Genomic DNA, 21930 nt, shown 5'->3' with positions numbered 1-21930 from the left:
ACGTTGATGAAATCGCTGGTCCGCCTTGCCACCACTGCCGTGCTGCTTTCTGCAACGATGTCCGCCCACGCCGCGCCGCTCGATGGTGCGCGCCAGCTGATCGTGGTCACCAGCGAAAGCTGGGGCAGCACCGAGGGGCAACTGCAGGCCTATGTGCGCGATGGCAAGGGCTGGCATGCGCATGGGCAGGCGTTCCCGGTGGCGCTCGGCCGTACCGGCAGCGCGTGGGGCCTGGGCCTGCATCCGGCGCAGGGCGATGGCCCACAGAAGCAGGAAGGCGATGGCCGCAGCCCGGCCGGCGTGTTCGCGCTCGGCAGCGCCTTCGGCTATGCCATCACCCGCCCCGGCACCGCGATGGCCTACCAGCCCATGCTTGAAAGCAGCTACTGCATGGATGTGCCCGGTTCACCGTTCTACAACCGCATCGTCGATGCGAGGAAGGTCGGCAGCGCCGCGGTCAAGGGCTCCACCGAGCCGATGCGGCTGGACCTGCACAACCAGGGCGACGTGCGCTACCAGGAAGGCTTCGTGATTGCCCACAACCCGGACAACCAGCCCGGCAAGGGCAGCTGCATCTTCGCCCACCTGTGGCGCGCGCCCGGCGAGGCCACGGCTGGCTGCACCGCCATGCCGCAGCCACGCATGCAGGCCCTGCTTGACTGGCTGCGGCCGCAGGATATGCCGCGCTTCGTGCTGCTGCCGCGCGCCGAGTACAAGCGCCTGCAGGCCCAGTGGCAGCTGCCCGCACTGAGCGGAGACGCCCGTTGAGCGCGCAGGACGAACCGCAGCTGCAGCGCGCGGTCAGCCGCTGGCAGATCGTCGGCCTGTCGATCAACGATGTGATCGGCAGCGGCATCTACCTGCTGCCGGCCGCCACCGTCGCCCTGCTCGGCCCCTTCAGCCTGTGGGGCGTGGTCGCCGCCGGCATCGTCGTTGCCCTGCTGGTGCTCTGCTACGCGCAGGCCGCCAGCTACTTCGATGAACCCGGTGGCAGCTACCTGTATGCCCGTGAGGCGTTCGGGCGATTCGCCGGGTTCGAGATCGGCTGGATGATCTGGTTGACCCGCATCAGCTCGGCGGCCGCATTGAGCAATGCACTGGCCGATGCGGTCGCGCGCTTCTGGCCGTGGGCCGGCGCCGGCATGGGCCGCATCGCGGTGATCGTGGTGTCGCTGGGCTTCCTCACTGGCGTCAACATCATTGGCGTGCGCTCGGCCGCGCGCACCGGCGTGGTGCTGGTGATCGGCAAGATGCTGCCGCTGCTGCTGTTCGTGGCCATCGGTGCGTTCTACATCGATCCGCAGCTGGCCTTCTCCGGCCAGCGCCCGGACCCGCACGACCTGCAGCGCATGGGTGAAGCCGCCTTGCTGCTGCTGTACGCCTACGCGGGCTTCGAGAACATCCCGGCTGCGGCCGGCGAGTACCGCAACCCACGCCGCGATATTCCGTTCGCACTGATCACCATGATCATCACCGTCACCGTCATCTATGGAGCGGTGCAGGTGGTGGCGCAGGGCACGCTGGCCGGGCTGTCCAGTTCGGCCACGCCGCTGGCCGACGCCGCCGCAGGCTTCGGTGGTGAGGCACTCGCGCTGATCCTCACCGTGGGCGCGACCATTTCCATCCTCGGCACCAACAGCAACACGATGATGATGGGCCCGCGCTTCCTGTTCGCGCTGGCGCGCGATGGCTACGGGCCGAAGATCCTGGCGCAGGTGCATCCGCGCTTCCATACGCCGGCCGCATCGATTCTGTGCCAGGGCCTGATCGCACTCGGCCTGGCGCTGTCGGGTTCGTTCGTGCAGCTGGCGCTGCTGTCGATGACCACGCGCCTGTTCGCCTATATCGGAACAGCCGCGGCAGTACTGGTACTGGCCAAGCGCTACGCCGACCGTCCTGGTGCGTTGAAGTTGCCGGGTGGCCCGCTGATTCCGGTGCTGGCGCTGCTGCTGTGCCTGGCCCTTTTCGCCAGTGCCAGCTGGCAGAACATCGCTGCTGCACTGGTCGCGTTCGCCATCGGCGCGGTGATCTACAAGCTGCCGCGCAAGGATGCCGACGCCGGGTGAGCGGAGCGCCGGGCCATGCCCGGCGGATTGATCTGGCGATCACGCTGCCGGACCGGGCCGTTAACCGCCTCGCAGGCACGATCAGGTTTCGTCCACAACGGAGCCCTTCCATGACCGAGTACCAGATTCCCGGCCGCGTACCGGACGACAGCACACCGCGCGATGCGGTCAGTAACTACTGGCGCGAACGCTACACGGCCGAGCCGTACTACGACGACCAGCTGTTCTTCGAGGACTACGAGCCGGCCTACCGCATCGGCCACGCCGCACGTGCGCAGGACATGATCCGCGCCTACGAGGAAGTGGAAGGCGAACTGGAATCACGCTGGGCCAGTGAACGCGGCCGCAGCCGCCTGGACTGGGCGCAGGCACGCAGTGCCGTTCGCCGTGGCTGGGAGGAAGCGCAGCAGGTGGAACCGCGCCTGGCACGCGGCCCCTGACGGACCCGATATGCGGCAACGCCGGGCATGGCCCGGCGCTACCGTTGCTGCATCATTCCTGTTCCGGCAGCGGCGGCACGATCGTGCTGCGCTTGCTCTCGCCGCCACCGGCGGCGATCAGGTCGCGGGTGTTCTTCTGCACCGCCACCGCACCGAACAGCGACAGCGCGAAGGCCATGCCGTAGAAGCCCTTCTCGCTCAGCACCAGGGTGGCGTTCCACAGGCCAACCAGCAGCAACAACAGCGCAGACAGCAATGCGAACCAGCACAGCGCGTAGTACAGGCCACTCACCGGAATGCCCTCGACACGGTCGCGCACGCTCTTCTGCAGCGACACCGCTGCGAACAGGCCAAACAGGAGCAGGGTGAGGTAGTAGCCCTTCTCGTTCAGCGGCATCTCCGCATTGAACAGGCCTATCAGGTAGGCCACCGCGCCGAGCAGCAGGGCCACCCAGGAGGCGGCAATGAAGGCCGGCGAGGGTCGATGGATGATCGGTGCGTTCATTGCGGTTCCTTGCAGTCAGGCGGGCATGCTTTGCCCGGGCGAACCCACCCTAGACGATCCCGCCGCCGCCGCACAGGGGGAAACAGGACCTTCGGGCCAGGACCGTCACCGCCCCGGTGGTATACAAGGGAGAGCCTGGCCATCCGCATCCCCTTCCGCTGGAGATACCCATGACCCGCACGCCCCTGCTGCTCGTCCTCGGCCTGTTGCCGATCCTCGCCACCACGGCCTGCAGTGCCGCCGGCCCCGATGCCAGTGGGCAGAAAGCTGCCGCTGCCAGCACAGACGCTGCCGACCAGCGACCGTTCACCGCATCCGAAATCAGTCGTTTCGACCAGCCGTGGGCAATGACCTTCCTGCCCGATGGCAGCCTGCTGGTCACCGAAAAGCGCGGAAAGCTGCAGCACCTGGACCTGGCCGGCGGCCAGAAACACGAGATCACCGGCGTTCCGAAGGTCGCCTACGGTGGCCAGGGTGGTTTCGGTGACGTGATCCTGCATCCGCAGTTCGCAAGCAACCACGTGATCTATCTCAGCTACGCCGAGGAAGGCACGCTGGACACCCGCGGTGCCGCCGTGGCCCGGGCCACGCTGGCGCTGGACACCAACGGTGGCGGTGAGCTGAAGGACCTGAAGGTGATCTGGCGGCAGAGCCCCAAGGTCAGTGGCGAGGGCCACTACGGCCACCGCCTCGTCTTCGGCCCGGACGGCAAGCTGTGGATCAGCTCCAGCGAGCGGCAGAAGTTCGATCCGGCCCAGGACATGGGCGGCAATCTCGGCAAGATCATCCGCCTCAACGACGATGGCAGCCTACCGGCCGACAACCCGTTCGCCTCGCAGGGCGGCGTGGCCGCGCAGGTGTGGTCGCTGGGCCACCGCAACATCCTCGGCATGGCCTTCGATGCCAACGGCAAGCTGTGGGCGCACGAGATGGGCCCGGCCGGCGGCGACGAGCTGAACCTGATCGTGCGCGGCGCCAACTACGGCTACCCGATCGTCTCCAACGGCAACCACTACGACGGCCGCCCGATTCCCGACCACGATACCCGCCCGGAGTTCGCCGCCCCGAAGGTGACCTGGACGCCAGTCATCTCGCCGGCCGGCTTCGTGATCTACAGCGGGAACCTGTTCCCGCAGTGGAAGGGCAGCGGCTTCATCGGTGGCCTGTCCTCCACCTCGCTGGTGCGCGTGGCATTCGATGGTGACAGCGCGCGCGAAGCCGAACGCTTCAACATGGGCGAGCGCATCCGCGAAGTGGAACAGGGCCCGGATGGCGCACTGTGGCTGCTGGAAGACGGCAACAAGGCGCGCCTGCTGAAGCTCACCCCGAAAACCTGACAGGATGGTAGTGCCGGCCGCTGGCCGGCACGTTTTCCCGCAACGGCCCCGCACGCGGGGCCGTCTGCGTTCATTGAATGGTGATGACCTTCACCTCGGTCTTCGTGCAAGCCTGGTCCAGGCACTGCCCGTTCAACCACACCTGGCCATCACCGATCATCACGCCCTGGTGGTTGACGAAGACCTTGCCGAAGTCCTGTTCGGACACCGCCTTGACCACCGCCGGGGTGATGATCTTCTCGTAGTTGCGCTGGAACTCACCGGGGCCGGTGATCTTCCTTCCGTTAGCGATATTCAGCGGGAAGCGCACTTCCTCCACCACCGCAGCGCGATCACCGCCGACCACCGCGGTCTTGAACGCATTGAACACCTTCTCGTACTGCGCGGCGTCGCCGAGCAGCGTCTCAATGCGTGCACGCGCGTCTTCCGCGGGCGCATCCGTCGGTGCGGCGCCGGCCGGCTCGGCAGCAGCCTTCGCCGGTTCAGCCGCAGGCGTCGCCGCAACACTGGCCTCCATCGGCGGCGGTGCATCCGCCGCAGGCTCGGCCGGCGGTGCCGCCGGCTGCGAGCAGGCGGCCAGCACCAGGGCGGGAATCAGACAAGCCATCCGGCGCATGCGCGCACTCCATCGAAACAGGGAGCCCGATGGTAGCGCCGCCGCGGTGAGGACAACAAAAAGGGGACGGAGGGGATTAAGTCGTTAGTGGCACAAACGACTTAATCCCCTCCGTCCCCTTTTTCTCGATCAGGCCTTCAGCAGCTCGAACTGCACCGCCTCACCGGCGGCCGAAGACGCGCACACCCACACATCGAACTGGCCCGGCTCAGCACGCAGCACGCCGTCGCGGCCGGTGAACGCCAACTGCTCGCGGGTCAGGGTGAACACCACTTCGGTCGACTCGCCCGGCTGCAGCGCCACCTTGCGGAAGTCCTTCAGTTCGCGCACCGGACGCACGCGGCTGGCCACGCGGTCGTGGATGTACAGCTGCACCACTTCCTCGCCGGCCACGTCGCCGCTGTTGGTCAGCGTGGTGGTGATGGTCAGGCTGTCGTCCCAGCCAAGCTGCGCCGCACTCAGCTGCGGCGCACCGTAGGCGAAGGTGGTGTAGCCGATGCCATGCCCGAACGGGTACAGCGGCTCGTTCGGAATCTCGCGCCAGCGGGCCTTGAACTCCGACATGGTCGGCAGTTCCGGGCGGCCGGTGCGCGGGTGATTGTAGAAGTACGGCTGCTGGCCGGACACCTGCGGGAAGCTGACCGGCAGGCGGCCCGACGGGCTGTAATCGCCGAACAGCACATCAGCCACGGCATGGCCGGTCTGCGTGCCCAGGTACCAGGTCACCGCCACCGCCTGCGCATTACGCACGGCGCCCTGCAGGGCCAGCGCGCGACCATTGCGCAGCAGCACCACCAGCGGCTTGCCGGTCATCGCCACCGCTTCGGCCAGCGCCTGCTGTGCCGGCGGCAGGGTGATCTCGACGCGCGACTGCGCTTCGCCGCTGTAACGCTGCGGCTCGCCCAGCGCCAGCACCACCACGTCGGCGCGCAGCGCAGCGGCCACGGCCGCTTCGGTGCCACCGGGAATGGCCACTTCCAGTTCGCAGCCCGGCACGATTTCCAGCAGCGCTTCATCGCCGATGGCGGCGCGCACGCCGGTTTCCAGGTCCACGTAGCGCTGCTTGTCGCCAAACAGCGTCCAGCAGCCTTCGATGTTCTCGCGGTCCTGCACGAACGGGCCGATCAGTGCGATCTTCTGCCCGGTCTTCTGCAACGGCAGCACGTTGTCGCGGTTGTTCAGCAGCACGATCGAACGACGCGCCGCATCGCGCGACAGCGCGTCATGTGCGGCAATGTGCGAAGTATCGGCTTCGCGCGCCGGATCCAGCGAACGGTACGGGTCGTCGAACAGGCCGATGGTTTCCTTCAGCCACAGGATGCGGCGCACGCCTTCATCCAGCACCGCCATCGGCACCTCGCCGCTCTCGACCAGGCCCGGCAGGTGCTCGGCGTAGAAGCCGCTCTGCATGCTCAGGTCGAGGCCGGCGGTGAACGCCTTGGCGGTGGCATCGCGGTCGTCGGCGGCATAACCGTGCGCGACCAGTTCCATGTCGGCGGTGTAATCGGAGATCACCACGCCCGGGAACTTCCACTCACCGCGCAGGATGTCGGTCAGCAGTTCGGCGTTGGCACTGGCCGGCACGCCGTTGATGTCGTTGAACGAGGACATCACGGTGATCGCGCCGGCGTCGAACGCAGCCTTGAACGGCGGCAGGTGCACGTCGCGCAGGGTCTGCGGCGAGATGTCCACCATGTTGTATTCCATGCCCGCCATCACCGCGCCATAGGCGGCGAAGTGCTTCGGCGTGGCCAGCAGCGAATCGGCAGCGCGCAGGTCGCTGCCCTGGAAGCCGCGCACGCGGGCGGCGGCGAATGCACAGCCCAGCACCACGTCCTCACCGGCACCTTCGGCACCACGGCCCCAGCGCTGGTCGCGGGCGATGTCCACCGCCGGCGCATAGGTCCAGTGCAGGCCGGCAGCGGTGGCCTCGACGGCGGTGGCACGGGCGGTGCGCTCGGCCAGCTCCGGTTCGAAGCTGGCGGCCTCGCCCAGCGGGATCGGGAACACGGTACGCATGCCGTGGATGACGTCGGCAGCCAGGATCACCGGGATGCCCAGGCGGCTCTCTTCGGTGGCGACCTGCTGGATGCGGCGGCCCAGCTCGGCGCCCACGCCGTTGAACAGGGAACCGACCTTGCCCTCGCGCACCTGCTGCAGCACCTGGTCGGCATTGCGCACGTTGGCTTCCGGGTTCACGTCCGGGGCGAACGGGCGGACCATGTCCGCGAAGACACCCAGCTGGCCGACCTTTTCCTCGACGGTCATCTGGGCAATGAGGGATTCGATGCGATCGGAGGCCACCGGCAGTCCTTGATGAAAACGTTTACAAGCCCGGCATTCTAGCGATCCCGGGCGATTTGGCGAGAGGTTTCTTCATTCAGTTTCAGCCACCAGCGGGGTCCGTATGGCCCCGCCGGGGGCACCGCAGCTTACTCCGAGCCGGCCAACTGGCGCTGCCCGGCCATCAACATGGCGTCGCTGGAGGCCTGGAACACGCGCAGGCCGAAGGCCGGCAGGATCGCCAGCAGGTGGTCGAAGATGTCCGACTGCACCGCCTCGTACTCGCCCCAGGCGGTGCTGCGGGTGAAGCAGTACAGCTCCAGCGGCAGGCCCTCGGTGGTCGGCTGCAGCTGCCGCACCAGCAGGGTCATGTCGGTATGGATGCCCGGGTGACTGCGCAGATAGCGCTCCACGTACGCACGGAAGGTGCCCAGGTTGGTCACCCGGCGGCTGTTGACCTCGGCCACGCCCTGCTCGCGCAGGCGCCCGTTCCACTGGCCCAGCTCCTGCTCCTTGGCCTGCAGGTAGTCGCGCAGCAGCGCGAATTCGCCGAGGAAGGCCAGATCACCCTCGTCCAGGAAACCGACGCTGTGCTGGTCCAGGTACAGCGCGCGCTTGATCCGGCGGCCACCGGCCTCCTGCATGCCGCGCCAGTTCTTGAACGACTCGGTCACCAGCTTCTTGGTCGGGATGGTGGTGATGGTCTTGTCGAAGTTCTGCACGGTGACGGTGTGCAGCGCGATATCGATGACGTCACCGTCGGCGTTCTGGCTGGGCATCTCGATCCAGTCGCCGATGCGCACGCGGCCATCGCCACTGATCTGCACGCTGGCCACCAGCGACAGAATGGTGTCCTGGAAGATCAACATCAGCACGGCCGTGGCCGCGCCCAGGCCGGTGACCAGCGGGCCCAGCTTCACCCCCAGCAGGGTGGCGATGATGGACAGGCCGGCGGCCACGAACACCACGATCTTGACCACCTGCAGGTAGCCCTTGATCGGCTTGTTGCGCGCATCGGGCTTGCGCTCGTACAGGCTGTTGGCCGCGTCCAGCGCATGCGAGAACGCCATCGACACCGTCAGTACGGCCCACACGATGCACAGCTTGATGATGACCTTGACCAGGCCTTCCGGCAGATCCGGGATGAAGGTGATGCCCGAGGCGATCACCTGGCTGGGCACCACGTTGGACAGGCGCGAAATGACCCGCATCAAGTGGCTGCCGCGCCCGGACTCGGCGCCCGGCAGGCGCTGCAGCAGGCGCCGCAGGCCACGCACCAGGATGCGCTTGGTCACCCAGTTGGCCAGGCCCGCTGCGACCAGCAGCGCCGTGATCATCAACGCCAGGTAGGCGCCGGGATAGGGTTCCAGTGTGTTCTGCAGCTTTTCCAGCCACTGTACCGCCACCACCGCGTCCACCATCAGTTGTCTCCTTGCGTTGTCGTTGTTGTTGGGGGTGCCGGCCAGCGGCCGGCACTACCGGATCAGTCCCGCGAGCGCTCGATGATCACGCCCACCGCGCGCGCGCCACGCACCGCGCCCAGCTTGCTCAGTTTCAGGCGCAGCCACTTCACGTCGAATTCGTCCAGCACGATCTGTGCGCAGCGCTCGGCCAGGGTTTCCACTAGGCCGAATTCCGACTCGCGCACGAACTGCTCCAGGCGCTTGCTCACCGCCTTGTAGTTCAGGGTATGGGCGATGTCGTCGGAGGCCGCGGGACGACGGTTGTCGAAGCCCATCTCCAGGTCGAACACCAGGTCCTGGCGGATCCGTCGTTCCCAATCGTAGATACCGATCAGGGCGTCGATCGTCAGCCCCTCGATGAAAACCTTGTCCATTGCGCTTACCAGCCCGAGTACAGGGGGCCATGGTAACGGCACGGCGGTGAGCCTGCCCGGAACGGGCGGTGGGTGGCCGGCAGGAATGCGGCACTGGGAAAAACAAAGAGCCCCGCTAGCAGGGCCCTCTGGTACTACCGCTTGTCCCCGGGGGGAGCTGTTGAACAGCCGCGAGTCCCGGTGGCGCAGGCGTCGAAATTGAAGCGGGTGAGGTCTGCGGATCAAGAGGCGATTCCGACTATGCCCGCATTTCCAAAAAACAAAGGGCCCTGCTAGCGGGGCCCTTTGGTACCTCTCAACGTCCTCGGGGGGAGCTGGAATCCAGCCGCGAGTCCCGAAGCACACGATGCAGATCATGACGTTCATTCCCTCGACGGTCCAGAGTCAATCGCGACATGCTGGAGGAAGCCAAGGGCAATACAGGAATTCTGCTGCCTGACGCGGCGGCATTGCCCGATATCACGCCAGCGGCAACCAGCGCAGGCTGATGATCCGCCATGTGGTCCCGCATTTGATGAGAGAGCAACGAATCCTGCAGGCAGCGCTGTCACGCCCACGGTGGGCGACGTACAAACGTATCGCGGACCGGCACTCTTTGGATGCCGCCTCGCTTTACGTATGGAACATGCAGATGTGCGGCGCGCTGCTATCCCCCCTGCACGTCTGTGAAATCGTAATCCGCAACGCGGTGGCCGCGGCGCTGGCGCATGCCTTTGGGCCGCGCTGGCCCTGGCATCCTGCACTGCTGCAGCGGATGCCAGCAGATGGCGCGTTGTCGGCCTTGCAGGATCTCCATAGACAGGCTGGTCGTCGGATGGACACTCAGGAGATCATCGCCAGCCTTCGCTTCGCGTTCTGGCAGCAGCTTTTCACGCGGCGCTTCGAGGGAGCCATCTGGACGCGGGGCTTGAAGATTGCGTTGCCGAACGCGCCACAGAATGCTCTCAGCGTCGTCCGCACGAGCATCCACGCAGACATCGGACGCATCCGCCTCCTGCGCAATCGGATCGCCCACCACGAACCCATCCTGGAACGCGACATCGGTGCCGACCTGGCTGCGATCGGGCGGCTGATCCATGCGCGCTGCCCGCATACGCTGGGCTGGTTGCAACGCCATGAGCGGGCAACGACGGTATTGGCGGCGTCGCCGTTGGCAGGGCGTCCGTAATGCGTCCGCCGGGTATGGCCCGGCGCTACCGGTTCCGGGGCTTACACCGCAGGCAGGGTCGCCATGTCCCAGCGCGGGGTGACCTCGACCTTCGGCGGGCTGTGCTGGCCGGCCTGCAGCCGCAGCGCGCCGGCGAAGGCGATCATCGCGCCGTTGTCGGTGCACAACGCCGGCCGCGGGAAGCAGGCACGGCCGCCAAGGCGCTCGGCCATCTGCTGCAGGCGTGCGCGCAGGCGCTTGTTGGCGCCGACGCCGCCAGCCACCACGATCACATTGGTGCCGGCCGCTTCCAGCGCGCGCTCGCACTTGATCGACAGGGTCTCGACCACTGCATCTTCAAAGCCACGGGCGATGTCGGCGCGGGTCTGCTCGCTCTGGTCGCTGTCGCGCCAGGCCATCAGGACCTGGGTCTTCAGGCCGGAGAAGCTGAAATCCAGCCCCGGGCGGTCGGTCATCGGCCGCGCGAAGCGGTAGACACCCGGCGTGCCCTGCTCGGCCAGCCTGGCCAGCTGCGGGCCGCCCGGATAGGGCAGGCCCATCATCTTGGCGGTCTTGTCGAAGGCCTCGCCGGCCGCGTCGTCCAGAGTTTCGCCCAGCAGGCGGTACTGGCCGATCGCGTCCACCGCCACCAGCTGGGTATGGCCACCGGACACCAGCAGCGCCACGAACGGCGCTTCCGGCGGGTCGTCCTCCATCAGCGGGGCCAGCAGGTGGCCTTCCATATGGTGTACGCCCACCGCCGGCACCTCCAGCGCCCAGGCCAGCGACCGCGCCACGCCCGCGCCGACCAGCAGCGCGCCGACCAGGCCGGGACCCGCCGTGTAAGCCACGCCGTCGATATCACCTACACCCAGGCCGGCTTCGGCCAGGGTCTGGCGCACCAGCGGCAGCAACTTGCGGACGTGGTCGCGGCTGGCCAGCTCGGGCACCACACCACCGTATTCGGCGTGCAGGGCGATCTGGCTGTAGACCGCATGGGCGCGCAGGGCCGCGCTGCCGGCCAGGTCGGTGTCATACACCGCCACGCCGGTCTCATCACAGGAAGATTCGATGCCAAGGACTCGCATGCCTGCTATTATGACGCCCCTGCCGCCCCCTCGGGGGACGCGCAGGTCTCACTGCTTTCGAACCTCTGGCCCGTATTCAGGGTTGGCCGCTTGCAGTTTGTCTATTCGCCGCTATAATGTGCGGCTCGCCGGGCGTGACCCGGTTCTACTGTGTCCCGGAGATTCCATGCCCAGCGTCAAAGTCCGCGAGAACGAGCCCTTCGAGTTTGCTCTTCGCCGCTTCAAGCGCACTTGCGAAAAGGCCGGTGTGCTGGCCGAAACCCGCAAGCGCGAGTTCTACGAAAAGCCGACCCAGGAGCGCAAGCGCAAGGCCGCCGCTGCTGTGAAGCGTCAGCTGCGCCGCTCGTCGCGCGACGTTACCAAGCGTCAGCGCCTGTACTGATCGGACGCATCTTCATTGCGATGGGCTTGCCTGTCGCGATGGAGCCGAAGCCGGCACGCGCGAGCGTCGCCGGCTTTTTGCGTTTCCGGGTTCGGGCATCCGCCCCGCCCCACCTACTACCACGAGGTTCCTCATGAGCATGAAGCAGCAGCTCACCGAAGACATGAAGGCCGCCATGAAGGCGGGCGAGAAGCACAAGCTGGGCGTGATCCGCCTGATCAACGCCGCCATCAAGCAGCGCGAAGTGGACGAGCGCATCGAGCTGGATGACACCGCCGTGATCGCCGTGCTCGACAAGATGGTCAAGCAGCGCAAGGACTCGGTCAGCCAGTTCGAAGCCGCCAACCGCGAGGACCTGGCCGAGATCGAGCGCGCCGAGATCGTGGTCATCGAAGCCTACCTGCCGGCCAAGATGGGCGAAGCCGAGATCGTCGCCGCGATCCAGGCCGCCATCGCCGAGACCGGCGCTTCCGGTCCGGCCGACATGGGCAAGCTGATGGGCGCATTGAAGCCCAAGCTCGCTGGCCAGGCCGACATGGGTCTGGTCTCCAAGCTGGTCAAGCAGCAGCTGGCGTAAGCCATTGCCGGGGTCGGATCCCTTTCGCATCGCGGAAGGGCTCTGACCCCATTGATGCACCCGCTTCACCGCACCTTCGACCCCCGGCTGCTACAACATCCCCATGGTCGAGCAATCGCACTCCCCCGCCGACACGCGTCCCCACGGCATTCCCGCACGGCTTCGCCACTACGCTGACCGCCTGCAGGACAGCTTCCCGATGGCCGTCACCAAGCGCTTCGTCGAAATCGACGTGCTGACCCAGGCCGCCTCGGTCTCCTTCTACGCCCTGCTGTCGATGGCACCGCTGCTGGTGCTGCTGCTGTGGCTGACCGCCTCGCTGTACCCACCGGCACAACAGACGTTGATCAGCCAGATCGGTTCGGTGGCCGGCAGCAGCGTGGCCAGCGTCGCCGACACCGTGCTGCACAACGCCAACAGCCAGCCCAGCGTCGGTTCATTGGCCGGGCTGTGGAGCACGCTGCTGCTGTTCATCGGCGCCACCGCCGTGTTCGCCCAGCTGCAGAACGCGCTGAACCGGATCTTCCACACCAGCGGCCAGCGTCTGGAAGGCATCAAGGCCTGGCTGCGCAAACGCGTGTTCTCGTTCGGCGTGGTGCTGGCACTGGGCTTCCTGCTGATCCTGTCGATGACCGCCACCACTGCGCTGCAGGTGGTGTTCGCGCAGCTGCCCTCGGTACTGCCGGCAATCGGCTACCTGACCTCGCTGCTGCTGTACACGCTGGCCTTCGCCTTCCTCTACCACTACCTGCCGGACCGCCGCGTGGCCTGGCGCCAGGCCTTCATCGGCGGTGCCATCACCTCGGTGCTGTTCACCCTCGGCCGCTACGGGATTGGCGTCTACATCGCCACCGTGGCCCCGGGCAGCGCCTATGGTTCGATGGGCGCGCTGGTGATCTCGCTGGTCTGGATCTACTACGCCACCGCCGTGTTCTTCGTCGGTGCGCTGATGACCGCGGTGATCGACGAACGGCAGCATGCACGGGCGCAACTGGCCAGGGCCGGGGCCGATGCGGAACAGGCCAGCCCCGGCACCGCCAGCTAGTAAACTAGGGGAACCTGCCGCCCCTGCTGCGCGCCCTGCGGCCGCGCCCCGTTCTGTTGCCCATGGCCCGTATCCCCGACGCTTTCATCGACGATCTGCTCGCCCGCTCCGACATCGTCGAGGTGGTGGGCAGCCGCGTGCCGTTGAAGCGCCAGGGCAAGGAGTACGCCGCGCGCTGCCCGTTCCATGACGAGCGCTCGGCGTCGTTCACGGTCTCGCCCACCAAGCAGTTCTATCACTGCTTCGGCTGCGGCGCGCACGGCACCGCGATCAGCTTCCTGATGAACTACGACCGCCTCGAGTTCCTCGACGCGGTGGATGAGCTGGCCAAGCGCGCGGGCATGGAAGTACCGCGCAACGAGAACCCGCGCAGCCCCCAGCAGCAGGACGACAGCCGCGAGCTGTATTCGGCACTGGATGCCGCTGCCCGGTTCTTCCAGAAGAACCTGGAAGGCAGCGACAAGGCACGCAGTTACCTTGATGGGCGTGGCGTGGACGAAGAGAACCGCGCGCGCTTCCAGATCGGCTACGCCCCGGATGGGTACAGCGGGCTGCGCGATGCACTGGGCAAGGACGAGCGGCGCATGAAGCTGCTCGACCGCGCCGGCCTGTTCTCGAAGAATGACCGCGGCCACGTCTACGACAAGTTCCGCGACCGGGTGATGTTCCCGATCTTCGACCGCCGTGGCCGGGTGATCGCCTTCGGTGGCCGCGTGTTCGAGAAGGACGACGGCCCCAAGTACCTCAACTCGCCCGAAACCGCGCTGTTCCACAAGGGCCGCGAACTGTACGGCCTGTGGCAGGTGCGTCAGGCCAACCAGAAGATCGAGCGGCTGATCGTGGTCGAGGGCTACATGGACGTGGTCTCGCTGTTCCAGTTCGGTGTCACCCAGGCGGTGGCAACACTGGGTACCGCAACCACGCCGGACCATGCCGAGCTGCTGTTCCGCAACGCGCCGGACGTGTTCTTCTGCTTCGACGGCGACGCCGCCGGCCGCCGCGCCGGCTGGAAGGCGCTGGAGTCGGTGCTGCCGCGCATGAAGGACGGCCGCCAGGCCTTCTTCCTGTTCCTGCCCGATGGCGAAGACCCGGACACCATCGTGCGCAAGGAAGGCGCCGAGGCCTTCAACGAGCGCCTGAAGCAGGCCACGCCGCTGTCGCAGTTCTTCTTCGATGAACTGACCCGCGAGATCAACCTGGGCACGCTGGACGGCAAGGCGCGCCTGGCCGAACGCGCAAAGCCGATGCTGGCGCAGATTCCCGACGGTGCCTTCGGCGACCTGATGAAGCAGCAGCTGGCGCAGCTGACCGGGCTCGGCGGCAACGCCCAGGCTGCACGCACGTCGATGCCGCAACGCCAGCCTTCGCGCACGATCCAGCCAGTGGCCAGGCGCAGCCTGGTGCGCGGCGCGATCGCCGTGCTGCTGCAGCAGCCGTCGCTGGCGCTGACCCTGGGCGGCAAGCATCACTTCCAGGGCCTTCGCCTGCCTGGTGTGGAACTGCTGCTGGAGCTGCTGGGGCTGGTCGAACAGCGCCCGGACATCAGCACCGGCGCCCTGCTGGAACACTTCGACGGCCGCGAGGAACAGGCCTCGCTGCATACATTGGCCGCACAGACGCTGCCCGGCACCGAAGCCAGCTGGACCCAGGAACTGCACGACGCAGTGGCCCAGCTGGAGAAACAGCTGCTGGTGCAACGTCTGGAGGAGTTGTTGGCAAAGCAGCGCCAGCAGGGCCTGGACGATACTGACAAATACGAACTGCGCGAGCTGCTGAAGGCGCGCGCCGGACTGCGCCTGTAGCGGGCAGAACGTTTTCACGGAGAGGACCATGCTGCTGCGCCTGACCTGCCTGCTGTTGTTGTCGCTCTGCCTGCCGCTGACGGCCCTGGCCGAAGACGCGCCCCTGAACGAAGTCCGCCCCGGCCTGTATGTCGGCGGCCAGCCCAGTGCCGCGCAGCTGCAGGCCTTGGCCGCGCAGGGCGTGCGCACCGTGATCGACCTGCGCCAGTCCGACGAAGACCGCGGCTTCGATGAAATCCACGCGGCCGAATCGCTGGGCCTGCGCTATGTGCGCATTCCGGTGGCCGGCGCCGACGGCCTGGATGCAGCCAACATCCGTGCCGCGCACCAGGCCCTGCAGCAGAGCCAGGGGCCGGTGCTGCTGCACTGCGCCTCCGGCAACCGCGCCGGTGCCGTGCTCGGCCTGATCAATGCACGCTACGAACACGCAAGCCCGGAACAGGCCCTGCAGCTCGGCCAGCGTGCCGGCCTGAAGTCGCTGGAAGCCGCCACCCGCCAGCGCCTGGCCACGCCGGTCACCTCGCCCTGAACCCTCCGCACCAAGGACTCTGCCCACCATGACCCGCTGGTGGTCGCGCCTGCGACCGGACAACTTCACCCTCGCCCTGCTGTGCACCGTCGGCCTGGCCTCGCTGCTGCCGATGAAGGGCGCCGCCGCCATCGTGCTCGACGATGTCACCACCGTCGCCATCGCCGCGCTGTTCTTCCTGCATGGCGCGCGCCTGCCGCGCGAGTCGATCATCGGCGGCATGCTGCACTGGCGGCTGCACCTGACCATCCTGGCCTGCACCTTCATCCTGTTCCCGCTGCTGGGGCTGATGTTCAAGCCACTGTCGGGCTGGCTGCTGACCCCGGAGCTGTACCTGGGGGTGCTGTTCCTGTGCACCCTGCCCTCCACCGTGCAGTCGTCCATCGCGTTCACCTCGATGGCACGCGGCAACGTGCCTGCGGCGGTATGCAGCGCGTCGCTGTCGAGCATCCTCGGTGTGTTCCTGACGCCGCTGCTGCTGACCGCGCTGGCCGGTACCTCCGGCGGCGTGCACGACCCGCTGCACGCGATCGGCGGCATCATGCTGCAGCTGCTGGTGCCGTTCGTGGCCGGCCACCTGCTGCGGCCGTGGATTGCCGGCTGGGTGGAGAAGCAGCGCGCGCTGCTGCGCTACACCGACCAGGCCACCATCCTGCTGGTGGTGTACTCCGCGTTCGGCGAAGCGGTGACCGAAGGGCTGTGGAGCAAGACACCGCTGCTGTCGCTGCTGGCCGTGGCGGTGGTCGCCGCCGTGCTGCTAGGCATCGCCATGCCGCTGATCACCTTCATCGCCCGCCGCCTGCGCTTCAACCGCGAGGACGAGATCGCCATCGTGTTCTGTGGCTCGAAGAAGAGCCTGGCCACCGGCGTGCCGATTGCCAAGGTGCTGTTCGCCGGTGGAAGCCTCGGCGCGATCGTGCTGCCGGTGATGATCTACCACCAGATCCAGCTGATCGTCTGCGGCGTGATCGCGCAGCGGTATGCGAAGCGCGCGCCCTGATTGGGCGCGCGGGCTTTTGTAGAGAGCCCATCCACGCGCGGCGTGGATCTACCAAACCGCGGATGGCGTGAACCCGCAGTAGATCCACGCCATGCATGGATGACGCATACGCCGCCGCTAATCCACGATGGCCGCGGCGATGTCGTGCAGCACTCGGGCGTTGCGCTCCACGTCGCTGCCCAGCTCGCCCGTGGCGGTCAGACTGTAGGTCTTGCTGTCTCCCGTCCAGGCAAGCTCAACCCGAGTACGGCCGACACTATCCACAACCTTCCCGAGGTGAGCGGGCTTGCCGTCCACCACGGTGTTCTGCGCCTCCGCGATGACCTCGATCTGCATGCCCGCAGCGAGGAAGTTGTTCTCGCTGAACTCCACGATGCCGACACCCTCCAGCCGGTAGAAACGGCTCAAGCCCGAGGACTTTCCACCCTCCAACGCACCACTGGGCTCCATGCCAATCATCTCGGCTGCGCCCAGCAGGCTGCTTTCCAGCCTGCTGGGTGGCTGCGGCAGGCGCTGGCGCAGTTCTGGAGTTGAGCGGTGAGTCCGCGGCACGGCAGCCAGCATTTCGGCCTGCGTTGGGATGCTCCCTGCTGCAACCCGCACGACACCGTTGGATCGTTCGATGTCATCGCGAAGCTGCCGCTTCACTTCTCGGGGGGCATCAAGGTCTGCCAGTTTCACCATCTGGTAGCTGCCCACGCTGGCGGACGATCTTCCCATTGCCGAGGCCTCCTGCATTGCAGCCTGCATGGCGCGTTGGTGTAGCCAGCTCCCTACCGCATCGGGAGCAGGTTCATTCTGGGATGCTTGAGCTGACATCGACGTGGCCAGCGAGAATGCGATAAAGCAAAGACTCTTCATGATGCTCACCACTCCGAAAGTTGGCAATCGACCGCACTCGTGGATTGCGTAAATACGCGTCCGCCCAGCACCCATGTGTGATATCCGTGAACAACCATTCGTTCTGGATCACTGCCATCGCCTGCGTAAAATCGCCAGGAGTACAGTCCATTGTTAGCACCGAAAGCATGCTTCGGCTCAATGTTCCCGAGGGGAACGTGCCTGGTTACGGCCGACCCCTGAAAATTGCGAAACTGGGGCCGTTCATAGGGGATTCGTTGATGAATCCAATGCAGTTGGCCCGACTCAGTGCTTTTACTTCTGCTGCCGCATTGCCAGCCAGGCAGGTAAGCGCGGCACACAGAACGATGGGCAGAGAAACATGACATCTCATTGATTGCTCCACAGAATTGCGAGTCATCCCGCAATACCTGTGTATCTACTGTTGATGATCCGGTCTGGTGGAACAGTCGGTATCTGTGACGCCTTGCGTGCAGGAAGCTGACAGCGCGGCAAAACCCTACAGCGCGACGGCTTGGTCGATGGGCGCAGTTGCAGCCATCCCGGGCGAAACCCGACACTGGCTGCGCCGGGTTCCGTGAGAGCCCATCCACGCATGGCGTGGCTCTACTCCCACCGATGGCGTGAACCACCAGTAGATCCACGCCATGCGTGGATGGGTTGCCTGCCGTTACGGGCCCACCAGCGTACCGACGCTCAACTCCGGCATCCACACCCACAGGTCGTACGGCCGTTTCGCATCGGCATCGACCCGCGGCGCCGTGGCCACCTGCTCTGGAAGTGACCGCGCCACGCAGCGGCCCGCGCATCCCCACGCCTGACCACGCTGCGCGCCCAACCGTACGCTGTAGATATCCAGGTCCCGCAGCTGCGACGCCATCGGGTGCATCTGCATTTCCGGCGGCATACCTTGCGGGCGCTGCAGCATCGCGTGCACGTTGCCGGTCAGCACCAGCATGCGTGCGCCAGCCGGCAGTCGCCGGTACAGCCGCCGCAGCTCGGCCGCCATGCGGTCATCGCGTGCCTGGTTGCCGCCATCGCTGTTGTCGACGTCATAGCCGACCACATCGATGGCACGACCCTGTGCCTTCAGCGCACGCAGGTCTTCGATCATCGCCAGCATGTCGCGGCTGCGACGGCCGTCATGCTGGTCATCGCGCACGGTCCAGAACGCGCGGCCATGCAGGTGCTGGCGCGCCGCGGCCCCGCCATCGGATTCCAGATAGTCGTGCAGCGCAGGGTTCTCTGCACGCGGCAGTTCCAGGGCCAGCACGACAGGGCCGTTACGGCTGTAGTCGTCCACCAGCTGGCGTACCAGCAGCGGTGTCTCGCGGGTACCGTGAAATTCACCCAGCACCAGCAGGCGATGCTCACCGGCGTGCTGGCGGATCTGCACGGCGGTGTCGTCGGCATGCGCATTGAGGGCCATGCCGAGCGCCAGCAGCAGCGCGCTGGTCCAGCGGAAGATCGAATGCATCCCTGCGCCTTCCTTTCCTTGAGGTCAGGAACAGCAATGGCGACACAGCAACCGCGGTTCAAGTAGATCCACGCCATGCGTGGATGCGCCCACCATCAGACCGGGTCAGAGCCCCGACGGGGATCCGCCCCCGAGTCGAGCATGGCTCGACTCTACAACCAGGGCAGGATCCAGTGGTCCACCAGCAGGAAGGCGAACAGCGCCATCAGGTAGACGATGGAGTAATAGAACATCTTCATCGAGAACAGTTCGTCCGGCGGGTCCAGCATGCGCCAGGCGTACCAGAGGAACACGGCGTTGAGCACGATCGCGCCGCCCAGGTAGAACGCACCGCTCATGCCCACCAGGTACGGCAGCAGGCAGACCAGCGCCAGCACCACCGAATACACCATGATCTGCTTGCGGGTGTGCACCACGCCGTGGGTCACCGGCAGCATGGGGATCTCCGCCTTTGCGTAGTCCTCGCGGCGGAAGATCGCCAGCGCCCAGAAGTGCGGCGGCGTCCAGATGAAGATGATCAGCACCAGCAGCGACGAGTACGCCCAGTCCGACGAACCCTGCATGCCGGTCACCGCGGCCCAGCCCAGCATCGGCGGCATCGCGCCGGCCAGGCCACCGATGACGATGTTCTGCGAGGTCGCACGCTTCAGGTACACGGTGTAGATGACCGCGTAACCGATCAGCGAGGCGAAGGTCAGCACTGCGGTGATCAGGTTCACCCACAGCACCAGGATGACCATCGACAGCACGATCAGCACGCCGGCGAACACCAGCACCTGCCACGGCTTGACCTTGCCCACCACCAGCGGACGCCACGAGGTGCGGGCCATCTGCGCATCGATGTGCGCATCCAGCAGCTGGTTGATCGCCGCGGCCGCCGAAGCGGCCAGCCAGATGCCCAGGAAGCCGAGCACGCCTGCGCGCACCTGCTCCCAGCTGGGCACGCCGGGGATGGCCAGGACCATGCCGACCAGGGCGGTGAAGACAATGAGGGCAACGACCTTGGGCTTGGTCAGGTCCCAGTACTGGCGGTAATTGGAAAACATGGAATCAGTCCGGGGCACGCAGGCGGGCCAGCAGGCTGACCAGCACGAACAACAGGGCAACGGCCACGCCGTTGTGGGCCACCGCCACTTCCAGCGGCAGCGCCAGCTTCACATTGAGGATGCCGAGGGTGACCTGCAGCACCAGCAGCGCGATCAACGCGCTGGCCCAGCCACGCATGCTCGGCAACCGGAACAGGCGTACGCCCAGCCACAGCAGGTAGACGGCCACCACCACCGCAAACATGCGGTGCGCCATCTGGATGGCGATACGTGAAGCGCCATCCAGCACGCCGCCTTCGTAATCCACGCCGATGCCGCGCCACAGGGTGAAGCCTTCGACGAAGTTGTGCTGCGGCCACCACTGGTTGGCGCAGCGCGGGAAGTTGTCCAACGAGGCGCTGCCACCGCCGCAGGCCAGCGCCGCGTAATTGGCGCTGACCCAGCCCCCCAGCGCGATCTGGGTGACCAGCACCGCTACGCCGATGCGCAGCAGCCACTTCAGCTTCGGCGCCTCGGCCAGGGTGATCGGCATGTGCGTCGCGCGCCAGGCCATCCACACCAGCAGGCCGAACATCAGCATGCCACCGAGCAGATGGCCCATCACTACGATGGGTTTGAGCAGCAGGGTCACCGTCCACATGCCCAGCAAGGCCTGGAAGATCACCACCGCCAGGGTCAGCAATGCAGCGCGCGCCAGGTCGATGTTGCTCCAGCGCAGCGCGGCGATCAGCAGGATCGCCTCACCGATCAACGCCAGCACGCTGGCCGTGCCATGCCAGCCCATCATGTACAGCGGTATGCCGGCGGCCACCAGCACGCAGGCGGTCACCACCGCCGTGCTTCCGAATCGCCGCTTGCGCGTGGCCAACAGGGCCAGGGTCAGGATCTCGATGCCCAGCGCGCCAGCCAGGAAGCGGTGCACCTGCTCACGCCAGGCCTTGTGGGTCTCCAGCGGGCGGATCTCCGCCGCCGGGTGGCCGATGGTCTCTTCCACGTGCTGCGGCCAGGTGGCCTGGCCATAGCAGGTCGGCCAGTCCGGGCAGCTCAGGCCGGCATCGGACAGGCGCACGAACGCGCCGAACATGATCGTGCTCGCGGTCATGATCATGGCGAACCACGCCAGGCGGTGGAAATTGCGGTGCAGCGCCGGACGCGCGGAAAGGCTCATCAAACGGGACTCACTTCAGTTTCAGCAACGTGGCCATGTCCTTGCGCAGGCCACCCAGGTCGGTGCCCGGGGCATGACGCATGATCACGAAGCCGTTCGGATCGATCACGTAGACCGGCAGGCCAGCCGGATCGTCGACGCCGGGCAGGGCCGCGCGCAGTGCTGGCGACGGAGCCAGCGGCCGCAGCGCGGGCAGCGAGGCGATCGACGCCGGTGGCGTTCCCAGCCACAGGATTTCGACATTATCGGCGTTATGGCCGAACAGCTGCCACACCTTGCCCAGTCCCTGCGACAAAGTGACGCACTGCGCGTCGCAGGCACCGGCCGGCGCCACCAGCAGACGCCAGGTACGGGCCTCGGGGTTCCAGGCGTAGGGCTGGCCGCTGGCCAGGGTCGGCGCCTGCTGGCGCAGGTCCACCGGCGGCTTCAGCAGCTGGCCGGCATTGCGGTGCCCGGTCGGTTGCCAGCCGGAGAAGCGCAGCACGGCGGCCAGTGCCATCGCCCCGAAGAACACGGCAAACAGCAGCACCAGGGTCCGGCGGCCGGAGCCGCGCGCCTGCGGGGACGTAGCAGTGTTCATGCGGGGCATTTTCTCATGGTTGGGTAAGGGATGCCGGTAGTGCCCGGCGCTGGCCCGCCCCCCAGAAACCCAGGGCTTTCCGGCCAGCCGCCCGCCCAAACCGGCGCGGGGGGGCCACCGGCCCCCAGACAGTAACCGCCCCCC

General features: G+C 66.7%; 22 protein-coding genes. 11 read left to right on the top strand and 11 right to left on the bottom strand.

From position 1 onward, the window contains the following. Nucleotides 1-6 precede the first annotated feature (6 nt). The 3 genes from ABE423_RS14685 to ABE423_RS14675 all read left to right on the top strand — a co-directional run bounded on the left by ABE423_RS14685 (nt 7) and on the right by ABE423_RS14675 (nt 2506). Complete coding sequence (locus ABE423_RS14685) at nt 7-768, top strand: L,D-transpeptidase family protein (RefSeq protein ID WP_346486540.1); 762 nt, start codon at nt 7-9, stop codon at nt 766-768. Further along, nucleotides 765-2066 (top strand): amino acid permease, encoded by a 1302-nt coding sequence (locus ABE423_RS14680; protein WP_010484214.1) that lies wholly within the window; start codon nt 765-767, stop codon nt 2064-2066. The genes ABE423_RS14685 and ABE423_RS14680 overlap by 4 nt, the downstream gene beginning before the upstream one ends. 110 nt (nt 2067-2176) lie before the next feature. Continuing rightward, nucleotides 2177-2506 carry a hypothetical protein gene (locus ABE423_RS14675; protein WP_107432956.1) on the top strand — a complete coding sequence of 110 codons (330 nt, stop codon included), beginning with the start codon at nt 2177-2179 and terminating at the stop codon, nt 2504-2506. 52 nt (nt 2507-2558) lie between these two features. Here ABE423_RS14675 and yiaA read toward each other — a convergent pair whose 3' ends face one another. Continuing rightward, on the bottom strand, nt 2559-3011 hold the full coding sequence (yiaA, locus tag ABE423_RS14670; protein ID WP_285302899.1) for an inner membrane protein YiaA: 453 nt from the start codon (nt 3009-3011) through the stop codon (nt 2559-2561). Between the two features lie 170 nt (nt 3012-3181). On the opposite strand from yiaA, the gene ABE423_RS14665 reads away from it, so the two are divergent. Further along, entirely contained in the window at nt 3182-4348 is a 1167-nt protein-coding gene (locus ABE423_RS14665) for a PQQ-dependent sugar dehydrogenase (protein WP_346486537.1), read from the top strand. A gap of 70 nt (nt 4349-4418) precedes the next feature. Here ABE423_RS14665 and ABE423_RS14660 read toward each other — a convergent pair whose 3' ends face one another. The 4 genes from ABE423_RS14660 to folB form a co-directional block, all read right to left on the bottom strand. Beyond that, on the bottom strand, nt 4419-4964 hold the full coding sequence (locus tag ABE423_RS14660; protein ID WP_180838568.1) for a hypothetical protein: 546 nt from the start codon (nt 4962-4964) through the stop codon (nt 4419-4421). Between the two features lie 129 nt (nt 4965-5093). Beyond that, nucleotides 5094-7268: a glycoside hydrolase family 3 N-terminal domain-containing protein gene (locus ABE423_RS14655; protein WP_180838567.1), complete on the bottom strand. Its 2175-nt coding sequence runs from the start codon at nt 7266-7268 to the stop codon at nt 5094-5096. 128 nt (nt 7269-7396) lie between these two features. Continuing rightward, complete coding sequence (locus tag ABE423_RS14650; protein WP_180838566.1) at nt 7397-8668, bottom strand: mechanosensitive ion channel domain-containing protein; 1272 nt, start codon at nt 8666-8668, stop codon at nt 7397-7399. A 62-nt stretch (nt 8669-8730) separates the two neighbouring features. Then, nucleotides 8731-9084, bottom strand: a complete 354-nt coding sequence (gene folB, locus ABE423_RS14645) for a dihydroneopterin aldolase (protein ID WP_180838565.1) — start codon at nt 9082-9084, stop codon at nt 8731-8733. 487 nt (nt 9085-9571) lie between these two features. On the opposite strand from folB, the gene ABE423_RS14640 reads away from it, so the two are divergent. Next, nucleotides 9572-10252 (top strand): hypothetical protein, encoded by a 681-nt coding sequence (locus tag ABE423_RS14640; protein WP_235202920.1) that lies wholly within the window; start codon nt 9572-9574, stop codon nt 10250-10252. 41 nt (nt 10253-10293) lie between these two features. Here ABE423_RS14640 and tsaD read toward each other — a convergent pair whose 3' ends face one another. Beyond that, the gene (gene tsaD, locus ABE423_RS14635) at nt 10294-11319 is read right to left on the bottom strand and encodes a tRNA (adenosine(37)-N6)-threonylcarbamoyltransferase complex transferase subunit TsaD (RefSeq protein WP_180838564.1); all 1026 of its coding nucleotides are present in this window, start codon (nt 11317-11319) and stop codon (nt 10294-10296) included. Between the two features lie 166 nt (nt 11320-11485). On the opposite strand from tsaD, the gene rpsU reads away from it, so the two are divergent. The 6 genes from rpsU to ABE423_RS14605 all read left to right on the top strand — a co-directional run bounded on the left by rpsU (nt 11486) and on the right by ABE423_RS14605 (nt 16654). Further along, a complete protein-coding gene (gene rpsU / locus ABE423_RS14630) occupies nt 11486-11701 on the top strand; it encodes a 30S ribosomal protein S21 (RefSeq protein WP_002808376.1) in 216 nt (71 codons plus the stop codon). A 133-nt stretch (nt 11702-11834) separates the two neighbouring features. After that, entirely contained in the window at nt 11835-12278 is a 444-nt protein-coding gene (locus ABE423_RS14625; RefSeq protein WP_004153909.1) for a GatB/YqeY domain-containing protein, read from the top strand. A 103-nt stretch (nt 12279-12381) separates the two neighbouring features. Next, nucleotides 12382-13323, top strand: a complete 942-nt coding sequence (locus ABE423_RS14620; protein WP_346486533.1) for a YihY/virulence factor BrkB family protein — start codon at nt 12382-12384, stop codon at nt 13321-13323. A gap of 62 nt (nt 13324-13385) precedes the next feature. Next, nucleotides 13386-15125, top strand: coding sequence for a DNA primase (dnaG, locus tag ABE423_RS14615; protein WP_253144972.1), 1740 nt, complete (start codon nt 13386-13388; stop codon nt 15123-15125). A 28-nt stretch (nt 15126-15153) separates the two neighbouring features. Continuing rightward, nucleotides 15154-15654 (top strand): sulfur transferase domain-containing protein, encoded by a 501-nt coding sequence (locus tag ABE423_RS14610; RefSeq protein ID WP_346486532.1) that lies wholly within the window; start codon nt 15154-15156, stop codon nt 15652-15654. A 28-nt stretch (nt 15655-15682) separates the two neighbouring features. Then, nucleotides 15683-16654, top strand: coding sequence for a bile acid:sodium symporter family protein (locus tag ABE423_RS14605; protein ID WP_293796594.1), 972 nt, complete (start codon nt 15683-15685; stop codon nt 16652-16654). 117 nt (nt 16655-16771) lie between these two features. On the opposite strand, the gene ABE423_RS14600 is transcribed toward ABE423_RS14605, so the two are convergent. From ABE423_RS14600 to ABE423_RS14580, 5 genes are all read right to left on the bottom strand, one after another. Then, complete coding sequence (locus tag ABE423_RS14600) at nt 16772-17392, bottom strand: hypothetical protein (protein ID WP_346486530.1); 621 nt, start codon at nt 17390-17392, stop codon at nt 16772-16774. A 793-nt stretch (nt 17393-18185) separates the two neighbouring features. Then, complete coding sequence (locus ABE423_RS14595) at nt 18186-18992, bottom strand: calcium-binding protein (protein ID WP_293796588.1); 807 nt, start codon at nt 18990-18992, stop codon at nt 18186-18188. Between the two features lie 152 nt (nt 18993-19144). Beyond that, the gene (cyoE, locus tag ABE423_RS14590; protein ID WP_057503633.1) at nt 19145-20038 is read right to left on the bottom strand and encodes a heme o synthase; all 894 of its coding nucleotides are present in this window, start codon (nt 20036-20038) and stop codon (nt 19145-19147) included. 4 nt (nt 20039-20042) lie between these two features. Continuing rightward, nucleotides 20043-21206, bottom strand: coding sequence for a COX15/CtaA family protein (locus ABE423_RS14585; protein ID WP_099551635.1), 1164 nt, complete (start codon nt 21204-21206; stop codon nt 20043-20045). Between the two features lie 10 nt (nt 21207-21216). Then, nucleotides 21217-21786, bottom strand: coding sequence for a hypothetical protein (locus tag ABE423_RS14580; protein ID WP_032129724.1), 570 nt, complete (start codon nt 21784-21786; stop codon nt 21217-21219). Nucleotides 21787-21930 lie beyond the last annotated feature (144 nt).

This window comes from Stenotrophomonas sp. TWI1409 (assembly GCF_039673015.1).
GTDB classification, from domain to species: domain Bacteria; phylum Pseudomonadota; class Gammaproteobacteria; order Xanthomonadales; family Xanthomonadaceae; genus Stenotrophomonas; species Stenotrophomonas maltophilia_A.
Note: the sequence above shows the minus strand (reverse complement) of the source record. Positions and strands in the feature narration are given on the sequence as shown.

What these genes read in the sequence shown, in the direction of transcription:
- ABE423_RS14620 (WP_346486533.1), top strand. Translation starts at nt 12,382, where the DNA reads ATGGTCGAGCAATCGCACTCCCCCGCCGACACGCGTCCCCACGGCATT.
- ABE423_RS14610 (WP_346486532.1), top strand. Translation starts at nt 15,154, where the DNA reads ATGCTGCTGCGCCTGACCTGCCTGCTGTTGTTGTCGCTCTGCCTGCCG.
- folB (WP_180838565.1), bottom strand. Translation starts at nt 9,084, where the DNA reads ATGGACAAGGTTTTCATCGAGGGGCTGACGATCGACGCCCTGATCGGT.
- ABE423_RS14660 (WP_180838568.1), bottom strand. Translation starts at nt 4,964, where the DNA reads ATGCGCCGGATGGCTTGTCTGATTCCCGCCCTGGTGCTGGCCGCCTGC.
- ABE423_RS14580 (WP_032129724.1), bottom strand. Translation starts at nt 21,786, where the DNA reads ATGAACACTGCTACGTCCCCGCAGGCGCGCGGCTCCGGCCGCCGGACC.
- ABE423_RS14650 (WP_180838566.1), bottom strand. Translation starts at nt 8,668, where the DNA reads ATGGTGGACGCGGTGGTGGCGGTACAGTGGCTGGAAAAGCTGCAGAAC.
- ABE423_RS14665 (WP_346486537.1), top strand. Translation starts at nt 3,182, where the DNA reads ATGACCCGCACGCCCCTGCTGCTCGTCCTCGGCCTGTTGCCGATCCTC.
- yiaA (WP_285302899.1), bottom strand. Translation starts at nt 3,011, where the DNA reads ATGAACGCACCGATCATCCATCGACCCTCGCCGGCCTTCATTGCCGCC.
- ABE423_RS14640 (WP_235202920.1), top strand. Translation starts at nt 9,572, where the DNA reads ATGATCCGCCATGTGGTCCCGCATTTGATGAGAGAGCAACGAATCCTG.
- ABE423_RS14595 (WP_293796588.1), bottom strand. Translation starts at nt 18,992, where the DNA reads ATGCATTCGATCTTCCGCTGGACCAGCGCGCTGCTGCTGGCGCTCGGC.
- ABE423_RS14605 (WP_293796594.1), top strand. Translation starts at nt 15,683, where the DNA reads ATGACCCGCTGGTGGTCGCGCCTGCGACCGGACAACTTCACCCTCGCC.
- ABE423_RS14600 (WP_346486530.1), bottom strand. Translation starts at nt 17,392, where the DNA reads ATGCAGGAGGCCTCGGCAATGGGAAGATCGTCCGCCAGCGTGGGCAGC.
- rpsU (WP_002808376.1), top strand. Translation starts at nt 11,486, where the DNA reads ATGCCCAGCGTCAAAGTCCGCGAGAACGAGCCCTTCGAGTTTGCTCTT.
- cyoE (WP_057503633.1), bottom strand. Translation starts at nt 20,038, where the DNA reads ATGTTTTCCAATTACCGCCAGTACTGGGACCTGACCAAGCCCAAGGTC.
- ABE423_RS14675 (WP_107432956.1), top strand. Translation starts at nt 2,177, where the DNA reads ATGACCGAGTACCAGATTCCCGGCCGCGTACCGGACGACAGCACACCG.
- ABE423_RS14685 (WP_346486540.1), top strand. Translation starts at nt 7, where the DNA reads ATGAAATCGCTGGTCCGCCTTGCCACCACTGCCGTGCTGCTTTCTGCA.
- ABE423_RS14585 (WP_099551635.1), bottom strand. Translation starts at nt 21,206, where the DNA reads ATGAGCCTTTCCGCGCGTCCGGCGCTGCACCGCAATTTCCACCGCCTG.
- tsaD (WP_180838564.1), bottom strand. Translation starts at nt 11,319, where the DNA reads ATGCGAGTCCTTGGCATCGAATCTTCCTGTGATGAGACCGGCGTGGCG.
- dnaG (WP_253144972.1), top strand. Translation starts at nt 13,386, where the DNA reads ATGGCCCGTATCCCCGACGCTTTCATCGACGATCTGCTCGCCCGCTCC.
- ABE423_RS14625 (WP_004153909.1), top strand. Translation starts at nt 11,835, where the DNA reads ATGAGCATGAAGCAGCAGCTCACCGAAGACATGAAGGCCGCCATGAAG.